This window comes from Micromonospora sp. WMMD882, from assembly GCF_027497255.1.
Lineage (GTDB): Bacteria > Actinomycetota > Actinomycetes > Mycobacteriales > Micromonosporaceae > Micromonospora.
On sequence record NZ_CP114903.1, the window covers coordinates 1,996,956 to 2,008,620 of the forward strand.

The 11,665-nt window shown below is 71.7% G+C and carries 12 protein-coding genes and 1 pseudogene; 4 read left to right on the forward strand and 9 right to left on the reverse strand.

The features are described 5' to 3' along the window. Window positions 1–20 precede the first annotated feature (20 nt). From O7606_RS07775 to O7606_RS07815, 9 genes and pseudogenes are all read right to left on the reverse strand, one after another. Window positions 21–467: pseudogene (locus O7606_RS07775) on the reverse strand (potassium-transporting ATPase subunit C); the annotation flags it as partial. Between the two features lie 203 nt (window positions 468–670). Then, window positions 671–1,441 carry a DJ-1/PfpI family protein gene (locus O7606_RS07780; RefSeq protein WP_281598393.1) on the reverse strand — a complete coding sequence of 257 codons (771 nt, stop codon included), beginning with the start codon at window positions 1,439–1,441 and terminating at the stop codon, window positions 671–673. Window positions 1,442–1,524: 83 nt separating this feature from the next. Continuing rightward, window positions 1,525–2,313 carry an ABC transporter ATP-binding protein gene (locus tag O7606_RS07785; protein WP_281598394.1) on the reverse strand — a complete coding sequence of 263 codons (789 nt, stop codon included), beginning with the start codon at window positions 2,311–2,313 and terminating at the stop codon, window positions 1,525–1,527. Next, window positions 2,310–3,302 carry an iron ABC transporter permease gene (locus O7606_RS07790; protein ID WP_281599539.1) on the reverse strand — a complete coding sequence of 331 codons (993 nt, stop codon included), beginning with the start codon at window positions 3,300–3,302 and terminating at the stop codon, window positions 2,310–2,312. The genes O7606_RS07785 and O7606_RS07790 overlap by 4 nt, the downstream gene beginning before the upstream one ends. 73 nt (window positions 3,303–3,375) lie before the next feature. Then, the gene (locus tag O7606_RS07795; RefSeq protein ID WP_281598395.1) at window positions 3,376–4,458 is read right to left on the reverse strand and encodes an ABC transporter substrate-binding protein; all 1,083 of its coding nucleotides are present in this window, start codon (window positions 4,456–4,458) and stop codon (window positions 3,376–3,378) included. Between the two features lie 109 nt (window positions 4,459–4,567). Continuing rightward, window positions 4,568–5,620: a GlxA family transcriptional regulator gene (locus tag O7606_RS07800; protein ID WP_281598396.1), complete on the reverse strand. Its 1,053-nt coding sequence runs from the start codon at window positions 5,618–5,620 to the stop codon at window positions 4,568–4,570. Between the two features lie 86 nt (window positions 5,621–5,706). Next, complete coding sequence (locus tag O7606_RS07805) at window positions 5,707–6,171, reverse strand: DUF3237 domain-containing protein (protein WP_281598397.1); 465 nt, start codon at window positions 6,169–6,171, stop codon at window positions 5,707–5,709. 70 nt (window positions 6,172–6,241) lie between these two features. Then, on the reverse strand, window positions 6,242–6,769 hold the full coding sequence (locus O7606_RS07810) for a MarR family transcriptional regulator (RefSeq protein WP_281598398.1): 528 nt from the start codon (window positions 6,767–6,769) through the stop codon (window positions 6,242–6,244). Continuing rightward, entirely contained in the window at window positions 6,766–8,004 is a 1,239-nt protein-coding gene (locus O7606_RS07815; RefSeq protein ID WP_281598399.1) for a flavin-dependent oxidoreductase, read from the reverse strand. Before O7606_RS07815 ends, O7606_RS07810 begins: the two co-directional genes overlap by 4 nt. A gap of 251 nt (window positions 8,005–8,255) precedes the next feature. Here O7606_RS07815 and O7606_RS07820 point away from each other — a divergent pair, with 251 nt between their 5' ends. The 4 genes from O7606_RS07820 to O7606_RS07835 are packed head-to-tail and all read left to right on the forward strand — an operon-like array spanning window position 8,256 to window position 11,625. Continuing rightward, window positions 8,256–9,230, forward strand: coding sequence for an ABC transporter substrate-binding protein (locus O7606_RS07820; RefSeq protein ID WP_281598400.1), 975 nt, complete (start codon window positions 8,256–8,258; stop codon window positions 9,228–9,230). Between the two features lie 7 nt (window positions 9,231–9,237). Beyond that, window positions 9,238–10,008 (forward strand): ABC transporter permease, encoded by a 771-nt coding sequence (locus O7606_RS07825; RefSeq protein ID WP_281598401.1) that lies wholly within the window; start codon window positions 9,238–9,240, stop codon window positions 10,006–10,008. Then, window positions 10,005–10,820, forward strand: coding sequence for an ABC transporter permease (locus O7606_RS07830; protein WP_281598402.1), 816 nt, complete (start codon window positions 10,005–10,007; stop codon window positions 10,818–10,820). Before O7606_RS07825 ends, O7606_RS07830 begins: the two co-directional genes overlap by 4 nt. Beyond that, window positions 10,813–11,625 (forward strand): ABC transporter ATP-binding protein, encoded by an 813-nt coding sequence (locus O7606_RS07835; RefSeq protein ID WP_281598403.1) that lies wholly within the window; start codon window positions 10,813–10,815, stop codon window positions 11,623–11,625. Before O7606_RS07830 ends, O7606_RS07835 begins: the two co-directional genes overlap by 8 nt. Window positions 11,626–11,665: the final 40 nt, after the last annotated feature.

Consider the following 11,665-nt stretch of genomic DNA (forward strand, 5'->3'; position numbering starts at 1 on the left):
GGCGCCGCACCGCGGCGGGGTCCGCGCCCGTCGGTGACGCAGTACGGGCGGCGCCCGTCGACGCCGTCGAGTTCGCCGACGGCCTTGCTGCGCTGGCAGACCTGGGTGAACAGGCTCTGCGCCGACGTCTCCTCGTCGCCGGTGATGGTGTCGACCGCGCTTTCCGGGCCGAGGTTGCTGGCGGCGGTGGCGGTGGGGTCGTACCCGTCGCCGGCCGCCGAGGGGCGGGGCTGGAAGTAGCGCGGGACGGGATTGCCGTCGGCGTCGGCGAAGGACTGGCCGATCAGGGAGCTGCCGACGACCCGTCCGTCGGCCTCGACGAGCGAGCCGTCGGCCCTGTCGGCGAGACCGGGGACCCGACCGACGGCGACGAGTGCCAGTGGGTAGGCCAGCCCGAGCAGGACGGTGAAGACGAGCAGCGCGCGCATGGCGGCGAGGTGTTGGGCGAGCCAGGTGGGTAGGCGCATCACGAGATCCGCGGGACGAACTGGATGAGCAGGTCGATGAGGCCGCGCGGGACCGCCGCAGCAGGGGTGAGCGGGCCCGCCGGCCGCGCCGTATGCGCGACGTCGTCACCCGCGACCGGACCGACCAGGGTCAGTGCTGTCCCGATGCCCGCAGGACGTCGAACGCCGTGAGACCGGCACAAGAAACGATGGTGACCCGCATGTCAAGACACCTCCGGGATGGCGAACCGTGGTGGCGCCGCCCGGAACTGCTCCTGGCACCAGTCGCCGCAGAAGCGCCAGGTACGTCCGTCCCGTTCGAGGGTGATCGGGGTGTCGGGGGTTACCGGCATCTGGCAGACCGGACACGCCGGCTGTTCCGCGGTGACCGGCGCGGGCTCGGCGAACTCGGCGTTGCTGCCGGGGTACATCCAGCCCGTGCCCTGGTATTCGAGGTAGGTGGCGGTCCGCTGCGCGACGGCGCGCCCGAAGTAGCGTTCGACGATCCGCAGGGCGAGGTCGGTGCCCGAGGTGAGCCCGCCGGCGGTGGCGATCCGGCCGTCCTCGACGTAGCGGACCCCGGGAACGACGGTGAGCGCGGGAAACATGGCCTGAAGGGCGTGGTAAGCGCCGTGGTGGGCCGTCGCGGTCCGGCCGTCGAGGAGGCCCGCCTGGCCGAGCACGAACGATCCGTTGCAGACCGACATGGTCACCGCGGTGTCCTGATGGACGCGCCGCAGCCAGTCCAGCACCTCGGGCGCGAGCTTGCCGGTGTCCAGGGCCGGGACGACCACGATGTCCGGCACGGGAACGGTGTCGACGTCGTGGCCGGGCACGACGACCATGCCCCCGGAGATCCGGACCGGGTCCGTCGTGGCCGCCACCGTGGTCAGCGCGAACGGGGTGCGCCCGTCGTCGAGGCGGACGTACTCGAACACTCCCCACGGGCCGGCGAAGTCGACCAGTTCCGCGTGGGGCGACAGGACGACAGCCACGGTTATGGCGCCGGTCGCAGATGGTTCGAGGGGGGCGGTGAGCCTGCCGTCGGGGACGGGCTCGTGGTGCGGGCTCTGCGGGGTCATGTGGGACTCTCCCGTTCGGAACGTGGGGCCGCGAACACCAGGTGCGGTCGGCCGGTGAGTGGGTGGGTGGTCATCGCTCCCCGTACGCCGAAGACGTCGGCCAGGCGTTCCGGGGTGAGCACGGTGACGGGATCGTCGGCCGCGATGACCCGGCCGTGGCGCAGCAGCACGACGGCGTCGCAGTAGGACATCGCGTGGTCGAGGTCGTGCAGGGCGGCGACGGTGGTGAGCCCGAGTTCGCGGATCAACTCGAGCAGCTCCAGTTGCGCGCCGATGTCGAGGTGGTTGGTCGGCTCGTCGAGCAGCAGGACCGGGGCGTTCTGGGCGAGCGCGCGGGCGAGCAGGACACGCTGGCGCTCGCCGCCGGACAGCGTGACGAAGCGCCGGTCCCCGGCCCACCCGATGCGGGCGCGGGCCAGCGCCTCGTCCACGATGGCGCGGTCGGCCGCGCTCTCCCGTTCGAGCATTCGCTGGTGCGGGATCCGACCCATGGCGACGACGTCGCGGACGCGGTACTCGTTGTCGAGCTCCTGGTCCTGGGCCACCACCGCCCGCAACTGGCCGGCCCGGCGGGCGGGGACCTGCCAGACGTCGTGCCCGCCGATGTGCACGGCGCCCCGCTGTGGCCGGACGATGCGGTAGAGGCAGCGCAGCAGCGTGCTCTTGCCGGATCCGTTCGGCCCGATCAGGCCGGTCACCCGGCCGTCGGCGGCGGTGAACGAGACGTCGTCGAGGATGGTCGTGCCGTCGATGGCCACCGAGACACCGGTCGCCGACACCCTCATCGCACCGCCCCGGACCGGCTGCGCAGCAGCCACAGGAAGAAGGGCGCGCCGAGCACGGCGGTGAAGATGCCGATCGGCATCTCGTTCGGCCGGTCCAGGGTGCGCGACAACAGGTCGACAAGGATCAGGAAGACCGCCCCCACCAGCAGCGACACCGGGATCACCCGGCGATGGTCGGGGCCGACCAGCAGCCGGACCGCGTGCGGCACCAGCAGGCCGACAAAGCCGATTCCGCCGGCGACGCTGACGATCGTCGCGGTCAGCAGCGACGCCACCGCGAGCAGCCCGAGGCGCAGCCGGTTGACGTCGATGCCCAGCCCGGCGGCCGACGTCTCGCCCATCGTCAGCGCGTTCAACCGGCGGCCGTCGACCAGCAGCCAGAGCAGGCAGACCGCCAGGGCGGCGGTCGGCGCGGGCAGGTCCGGCCAGGACGCCGCCGCGACCGAGCCGAGCACCCAGAACAGGATGCCGCGCAGTTCGCCCGGGTTGGCCTGCAACTGGAGGTAGCTGGTGACGGCGTTGCCCAGATAGGCGACGGCCACTCCGGCCAGGATCAGCCGCCCCGGCGCGACCCGGCCGGCCCGCTGCGCCAGCCCCACGACCAGGGCGACGCTGATCACCGCCCCGGCGAAGGCCGCGCCGGAGACACCCAGCCCGGCGGTCGCCGCGGGCGCGAAGCCCAGCGCCAGGGCGGCGCCGACGGAGGCGCCCCCCGAGATGCCCAACAGGTAGGGATCGGCCAGCGGGTTGCGCACCAACGCCTGCAGACACACTCCGGCGACGCTGAGGCCCGCGCCGGCGACCCCCGCCAGGAGCACTCGGGGAGCGCGGAAATCCCACACGATCTGGTCGTAGAGCAGGCTGCGCTCGGTGTCTCCCGGCGTGAGGTGCGCCCAGGTCACCGCGACCACGTCGGCCAGCGGCACCGGCACCGTGCCGATGGCGATCGCGACCGCCGCGGCCAGCACGACCGCGACGGCCAGGAGCACGATCAACAGCGGGACGGCGCCATCGGGTACGAGGTGAGCGCGGGCCGCTTGCGGGCGGCTGCGCCGGGCGCGGTCAGCTCGCTGCGCGGACGGCATCGCTGATCTTCCTGACCGCGACCGCGTTCAGCGGCCCGAGGTAGAAGCTGTCGGAGACCGAGGTGTAGGTCCTGGTCCTCGACGCCGGCCACTGCGGGTACTGCGCGAACAACTGCTCCGCGAACTCCTTGGCGTCGTCGTCCGGCTGATACAGGCCGATCACCAGAACGTCCACGTCCGCCGCGGCGAGTGCCTCGACGTTGAGGGCGGTGAGCTGTTGGTCGGTCAGGCCGCCGAACGCGTTGACGCCGCCGGCCCGGGTGATGATGTCGTCGAAGATGCCGCCGCCGAACACGGCAGGCACCTTGAGACCCATCGCCGACCCCATGCTCGGATAGGCGGCCAGCACCCGCTTGGGCGCCCCGACCGGCGACGGGATGGCGGCCAGCGCCGTACGGGACTCCTGCACGACCTGTGCCGCCCTGCCCTGGACGTCGAAGATCACCCCGAGCTGGCTCAGCAGCTCGAACGAGGACTCGACCGACCGCTTCGCATACGCGGCCGTGTCCTGGGGTCGGGGCGAGGTCGCGCCGTTGGCGCAGTTCGACGGGGACACGAAGCTGTTGATACCGGCCGTACCGAGCTCGTCACGGGTGATCGAGCCGATCTTGTCGTCGAACCCGCCGGCCCACGTCGAGATCACCAGATCCGGCGACTGGGCGATCACCTGCTCACGGGGGACCTCGAAGTTCTTGTTCAGCTTCAACCCGCCGGTCGGGATGGCCCTGATCCGCTCGACCATCACCGGGTCGTCGGAGACGCCGTAGCTCTGGCTGTTGGCCACGATGGATCCCTCGACACCGAGCGCGATCATCGACTCGACCTCGGCCACGGACGCGCCGTTGAGCAGCACGACCCGGCGGGGCGCCTGGGTGAACGTGACCTGGCGGCCGCAGTTGTCGATCGTCAGCGGATACGTCGTCCGAGGACCGGCGACGGTCGACCCGTCCGCCGGTGGGACCGGGGCGTCCGGCGCCGTCGTCCCCGAGCAGGCGCCGAGCGCGACGACGAGGCCGATGGCCAGCGTGGTACGGAGAATCCGATCCGGAACGAGGGGCACGTCGGGGCTCACATCTCTGTCATGCAGCGGGTGCGGAATCCTGGAACTGGTGTGGACACATCTATTTCGCCATTTGTCAGGAAAGCCTAGAAGCAGCCCGCCCCCACGCCTATGACGTACCGGCCAACAAACCTGCCATCGACCGAGGCCTGCCGGGGACCACCAGCTCCTTCGCGCACGCGCGGCGATAGTCGGTCGGCGAGATGTCCAGTTCGCGGATGAATGCCCGACGCATCGCCTCCGCCGACCCGTATCCGCAACGGTGAGCGATGCCGAGCACGCCATCCGTGGTGTCGGTCAGCATGCGCTGCGCGGCCTCCAGCCTGATCAGGTCCACGTACCGGCCCGGTGGCATCCCGACCTGCTCCCCGAACGCCCGGGCGAACTGCCGCGGAGACAGCCCGGCACGCTCCGCCATCGCCGGAACCGACAGGTCGGCCGCCAGGTTCGCGGCGGCCCAGTACTGCACCTCGCGCAGCGGTTCGGTCCGGGCGATCTGGGTCGAGAGCTGGACGCTGAGCTGGGCCTGATTGCCCGGTCGGCGCAGGTAGCACACCAGCAGCCGGGCGATGTCCAGCGCCACCGCACGGCCGAAGTCCTCCTCGACCAGCGCCATCGCCAGGTCGACCCCGGCTGTCGCCCCCGCCGACGTGGAGATCGTCCCGTCCCGGACGAAAATGGCGTCCGGGTCGAACCTCACCCGAGGGAACATCTCCGTCAGGTGACCGCAGGCCTCCCAGTGGGTGGTGGCCCGGCGACCGTCCAGCAGACCGGCCTTCGCCAGCAGGTACGCCCCGGTGCACACCGAAACCACCCGCGGCACTCCCGGAGCACGCCTGGCGAGCCAGGCGACGAGCCGGTCGTCGACGTCTCCCACGCCCGGCCCGCCCGGCACCACCAGCAGATCCGGATCCTCGGCGCCGCCCAGGTCGCCGTCCGGGACGAGGCGCAGACCGCCGGCGGCCCGGACCGCCCCACCGCCGAGGGAGGCGGTCCGGACGACGTACGGCGGGGCGCCCGGATCACCCGCGAAGCGGGCGGCCGACGTGAACACGTCCACCGGCCCGGCCACGTCGATCGGCTGCACCCCGTCGAACAGGATGACCAGCACCACCCGGGTGCGTACCCCGGCGATCCCGGCGTCAGGAACGTCAGTCGTCACTCCGGGTTGGTCGCGGCGGGGACGGTTTTAGTTCCCCGGCCCGGTGACCCGGTGTACGCCGGCCCGACCGAGCGGTTTCCCGCGCCCTACGTGACACGGTAGGCGGTGTAGCGCACCCGATCGGCCTCGCGTACCGCCGACGCCACGAAGACGCACTGCTCCAGGACGGCCAGCGTGGGCACCGACGTCTCCAGTCGTACGCACAGCCGGAAGTAGTACTCGCAGGGGTCGACCGGGTCGCCGCGCAGCAACGCTTCGAGGATCTCCGGGCGGCCGCTGCGGACCCCGAACGTCCGGATGTAGACGTGACCGCCGTCGGTGGTGCGCGCCGAATAGCGCGTGTCGATCTCGATCGCGCCGTCGGGTCGGACCACCTGCCAGTCGGCGCCGCCAGGAAGGATGTCAGCCTCGAAGAGGCCGGTGACCCGGCCGCCGACGACAGGCACCACTCGGCGGTGGCCCGTCCGGGTCGTCCCGTGGTCCTCCAGCGTGCCGAGCCGGGCCTCCACCTCGAACGCGGCCTCCAGACCGGGAACCGCCGGGGCGCTCACGGGTGCCCGGCCGGCGAGTCGACGCCGCGGGGGCGTAACCCGACGTGGCGGATGCCCGGTTCGCGCGTACTCATGGCGTGTCCTCGGTCTGCGCGGGCTCCCGCCCGACCGGGCCGTCGCCCGCGTCCTTGGCCTGCGCGAGGGCGTCACGGAGGCGTTCCAGGGCGGGCACCGCGGCGGCGAGCGCCGCGCGGTCCGCCGCCGGCAGGGTGGCCGCGGCGCGGGCGACCAGGTCTCCGCTCGCCAGGTCGAAACGGTCGAACAGGTCGAGGGCCTTCGGGGTGGCGAGGACCTCGATGTGCCGGTGGTTGCCGGGACGGCGGCGGCGCTCGACGAGACCGTTGCCCTCCATCGTGGTGAGCAGGTTGCTGACCGTCGAGCGACTCAGGCGGAGTCGTGCGGCGAGCTCGCCGGGACCGGACACCGTGCCCCGGGGCAGCGCCCGCACGATCTCGATCTGCGCGTCCGGGATCTCCGGCAGGTGCTCGGTGGCCCGGGCGGCGGCGAGCAGCGTACGGCGCAGCGGTGAGATCACCGACGCCAGTCGCGCCGCGTCCAGCCCGGTCGCTTCCGGGCCGGTCGCCTCCGGGCCGGTCACGGCAGGACGCCCGAGAAGACCGTCGGCGTCAGGGAGGCCCGTTCGTTGAGCTCGGCGGGCAGAAAGCCGGCCGCCTTCTTGTACCCGGTGGCGATCTCGGTGAGCTCCTCCGGCGGGATGACGTCGTGGATGTGCGCGAACCCGCCCGGCGCGCGCTCGTGGGCGAGCACCATCACCTGTTCCGGGCCCTGCCGCCGGTTGCTCAGCACGAGCGCGGTGGTCGCCGGCCGCCGGTCCGCCTCGTAGCCGTCGAGCGCCTGCCGCACCGTCGGCGCGGTGGCGAGGTGGAAGGCGAGGGTACGCGCGTCCAGGATCGCCTGCGACGCCCCGTTGGAACCGTTCGGGTACATCGGGTGCGCCGCGTCCCCGAGCAGCGTCGTGTTCCCCTGGGTCCACGCGTCGATCGGGTCGCGGTCCACCATGGGGTATTCGAGGATCTCGTCGGCGGCGGCGAGCAGTTGCGGCACGTCGAGCCACGGGAACCGCCAGTCCGCGAAGAGCGAGACGACCGGCGCGGGGTCGACCGCCCGGTTCCAGTCCGCGTTCGGCCCGGCGAACCCGGGGCCGCGCCGCTCGGCGACGACGTTGATCAGGCCCGCGCCGATCGGGTACGCGACGAACTTCTGTTCCGCGTCCCCCGCCATGATCATGGTCCGCCCGTCCAGGAATCCGGGCGCCCGTGCCGTCCCCCGCCACAGCGTCAGCCCGTTCCACAGCGGCGCCCCCTCGTCGGGCCGGTGGTGGCGGCGCAGCGCGGAATGGATGCCGTCCGCTCCGACGATCAGGTCGCCCGCGACGCTCACCTGCCCGGCCGCCGTCGCGAAGCGCGCGACGCCGTCCCGGACACCGACGAGCCGGTGCCCGGTGCGTACGACGTCGACGCCCAGCCGTTCCCGCGCCACGGCGAGAAGCTCCATCTGGAACCGGCCGCGGTGCACGGAAAGCTGCGGCCAGCGATATCCGGCGTCCAGCCCGCGCGGCTCGCTCCAGATCTGCTGACCCTTCCGGTTGTAGTAGGCCAGCGTGCCGGGCGCGGCGCCCAGCCTTTCCACGCGTTCACCGAGACCCAGTTCGTTCAGCTCTCGAACAGCGTGCGGGAGCAGATTGATCCCGACGCCGAGCGGGCGCAGCGCGGCGGCGCGCTCGTAGACGGCGATGTCCCGGAAGCCGGCCCGGTGCAGGCTGAGGGCGGTGGTGAGGCCACCGATACCAGCCCCCACGATCACGATCGCCACGCCGTCGCTCCCTCCGCCGCCGCACCACCAACCGCACAGTTTGGTCACAAAATCGTCACGCGTCAAGACGTTTCCCAGCAGAATTCACGTCAAAGCGCGGCGCTCGACCAGCAATGCCGATCGTCATATCAGAATTCTTGACAATCAATCACCTCTGCATGACGCTGATCGACGCGGTCGGATGCCCAACCCCACCTCGCCGGCCCCCACTCCTCCGGATGCACCAGCGCTTCGCACGGAAGGGCCCGTCCATGAAGAAGGTCACCGCCCTCGCTGTTCTCGCCAGCGTCGCGATCGCCCTGACCGGTTGCACGGACTCCGACGCCACCGGCCCGTCCCCCGGAGACAGCGGCGAACTACGCAAGGTCCGCGTGGCGGCGCTGCCGATCAGCGAGACCGCCGCCCTGTGGGGTGGCATCAAGGCGGGCATCTTCCGGGAGCAGGGGCTCGACGTGGAGGTCGTGCCCGCACAGGGCGGCGCCCAGGCCATCCCGGCGCTGATCAACGGCGACATCGACTTCGCCATCGGCCAGCCGTTCGGCCCGTTCCGCGCCGACCTGCAGAACCTCGGAGTGGTGATCATCGGGAACTACGCGTCGTCCTACGCCGACGGTGACGACATCAACGCCGTCCTGACGACGGCGAAGTCGGGCATCACCCGGCCGGCCCAGCTCGCCGGACGCACGGTGTCGGTCAACAGCCTGGGCGCCGCCGGCGACGTCACGATCATGGCCGCGGTCGAGAAGGACGGCGGCGACCCCACCAAGGTCAAGTTCGTCGAGGTGGCCTTCCCGGACGCGCCGGCCCAGCTCGCCGCCGGCAACATCGACGCCGCCTGGGTGACCGAGCCGTTCATCACCCAGCTGCGCGGACGCGGTGACGTCCTCGTGGTCGCCCCGTACCAGGCCACCATTCCCGGACTCACCACCCTGACGACGATCACGTCGACCAAGCTGAGGGAATCCGACGCCACACTGGTCGCGGACTTCTCGTCGGCGATGAAGAAGACGCTCGCCTGGGCCAACGATCCGGCCAACGAAGCCGACCTGCGTCAGGCCATCAAGGACAACCTCGAACTGCCGGACGCGGTAGCGGACTCCGTGCGGCTCCCGGCGTTCGGGTGGGAGCTCGACCGGACCGGCCTGGAGCAACTCGCGACGCTCGCCCAGAAGTACCGCGTACTCGACCGGCGACCCGACCTCGCCCGCCTCGTCCAGCAGCAGTAGCCGGCCGATGCGCAAGATCCTGCTGGGCGCCGTGGGCCTGCTGGGGTTCCTCGTCGTCTGGCAACTGACACCGACCCTGGGACTGGTCGACCCGCACTACCTGCCGTACGCCACGGACGTGTTCGGGTGGCTGGCCCAGGAGGTCCGCGACCTGGCGTTCTGGCGGCGGCTCCGGCTCACCATGACATCGTGGGCGATCGGCCTGACGGTGGCGACGCTCGCGGCGGTCACGCTGGGAACGATGGTCGGGATGGTGCCGTTCCTGCGCCGCGCGACGCACACGACCGTCGAGTTCCTGCGGCCGGTGCCGTCGGTCGCGCTGATCCCCCTCGCCGTGCTGATGTTCGGCCTGCAGATGCGCGCCGCGCTCGTCATCATCGTCTACGCGGCGTTCTGGCAGGTGTTCGTGCAGGTGATCTACGGCGTCGCCGACGTCGACGCCGTCGCCCGGGACACCGCCCGGAGCTTCGGCCTCACCCGCCGCGAACGTCTGCGGTACCTCGTCCTTCCGACCGCCCTGCCGTACCTGATGACCGGCCTGCGCCTCGGCGCGGCGGTCGCGCTCATCCTGGCCGTCACCGCCGAGATGGTGATCGGCAACCCCGGCCTCGGCCGCATGATCGAGCTCTCCCGCTCCGCCGGGGACGCCGTCGGCCTGTACGGCCTCGTCGTGGTCACCGGGGTCCTCGGCCTGCTGGTGAACGTCGTGTTCCGCTTCGTCGAACGCCGCTCGCTGGCCTGGCACCAGTCGGTGCTCGCCGACGGGGCGGCCCGATGACCGCCCCGGGGGAGGCAAGGGCCCGTCCCCGCGACCTGGGCGTCCGGGTCGCCGGGAACATCCTGTTCGCCGTCGGGCTGCCCGTCCTGACCATCGGACTCTGGGCGGTCTGGTCCACCCGGTCGACGAACCGGTTCCTCGTCGGCCCCCGCGCCCTCCTCGACGCGTTCCGGCAGACCTGGATCGGCCCGGCGTTCGTCGACGACGTCCTGCCCAGCGTGTACCGGCTCCTGGTCGGCCTCGTCGCGTCGATCCTCCTCGGCGTCGCCGCGGGCGTCGTCGTCGGCAGGCTCCGCCCGCTACGCGAGACCCTCGAACCACTCCTGGAGTTCTTCCGCGCGATACCGCCACCCGTGCTGATTCCGGTCGCGATGCTCCTGCTCGGCATCACCGACACCATGAAGGTCGTCGTCATCGTGTCCGGCGCGATCTGGCCGATCCTGCTGAACACGATCGAAGGCGTCCGAGCGACCGACAGCGTGATGCTGGACACGGCGCGCTCGTTCCGGATCTCCCGGTGGGACCGGCTGCGGCTGGTGATCCTCCCGGCGGCGAGCCCGCGCATCATGACCGGCGTACGGCAGGCGCTCTCGGTGGCCCTGATCCTCATGGTCATCTCGGAGATGTTCGCCTCGTCCGCCGGCCTCGGCTACCGGATCGCCTACTTCCAACGGAACTACCTCATCGCCGAGATGTGGAGCGGCATCCTCCTGCTCGGTCTCATCGGCGTCCTCCTCGCCGTGGCCTTCGGCGCCGTCGAACGCCGCGTCCTGCGCTGGTACCACGGAATGAAGGAGGTCACCCGTGGCTGACGGGACCCCCCTGCTGAGGGTCGAGCACCTGCGGAAGGTCTACGCCTCCGGCCGGGGCGAGGTCGAGGCGATCGGGGATCTCAGCTTCACCATGCGCCCCGGTGAGCTGGTGTGCGTCGTCGGCCCCTCGGGCTGCGGAAAGACCACCCTCCTGAAGTGCCTGGCCGGGCTGCTGCGACCCACCAGCGGCCTCGTCGAGATGGACGGATCGCCGGTGACGGGCCCGAGCCCGGCGATGGCCGTGGTCTTCCAGGAGTACGGCCGCAGCCTCTACCCGTGGCTGACGGTGAGGGGCAACGTGGAGCTCCCGCTCCGCCACAAGAAGCTCTCCCGGGCCGAACGCGAACGGACGGTCGCCGACGCCCTCGACGCGGTCGGGCTCGGGCAGTCGGCGCGCAGCCACCCGTGGCAGCTCTCCGGCGGGATGCAGCAGCGGGTGGCGATCGCCCGCGCCATCGCGTACCAGCCGGAAGTGCTGATCATGGACGAGCCGTTCGCCGCGGTGGACGCCCAGACCCGCGCGGACCTGGAAGATCTCGTACGCGAGCTGCACCTGACCCGCGGGATCTCCACCGTCTTCGTGACGCACGACATCGACGAGTCGGTGTACCTGGGCCAACGCGTGCTCGTCCTGTCGAACTCACCGACCCGGGTGCAGGAGGACCTCGTGATCGACCTCCCGCGGGAACGCGATCAGCTCACCACCCGGGCCCTGCCCCGGTTCACCGAACTGCGGACCCGCGTCTACGCGCAGATCCAGCGGGCCAAACGCGGGCCGGCCGCGACGCCACAGCCGGCGCCGTGACCGCACCGTAGGCACCCCGCCGTCCGCCTCGTCGAACTCC

Bases quoted from the DNA above. Each gene is read 5' to 3' on its own strand.
- O7606_RS07785 (WP_281598394.1), bottom strand. From the start codon at position 2,313: ATGAGGGTGTCGGCGACCGGTGTCTCGGTGGCCATCGACGGCACGACC.
- O7606_RS07820 (WP_281598400.1), top strand. From the start codon at position 8,256: ATGAAGAAGGTCACCGCCCTCGCTGTTCTCGCCAGCGTCGCGATCGCC.
- O7606_RS07825 (WP_281598401.1), top strand. From the start codon at position 9,238: ATGCGCAAGATCCTGCTGGGCGCCGTGGGCCTGCTGGGGTTCCTCGTC.
- O7606_RS07830 (WP_281598402.1), top strand. From the start codon at position 10,005: ATGACCGCCCCGGGGGAGGCAAGGGCCCGTCCCCGCGACCTGGGCGTC.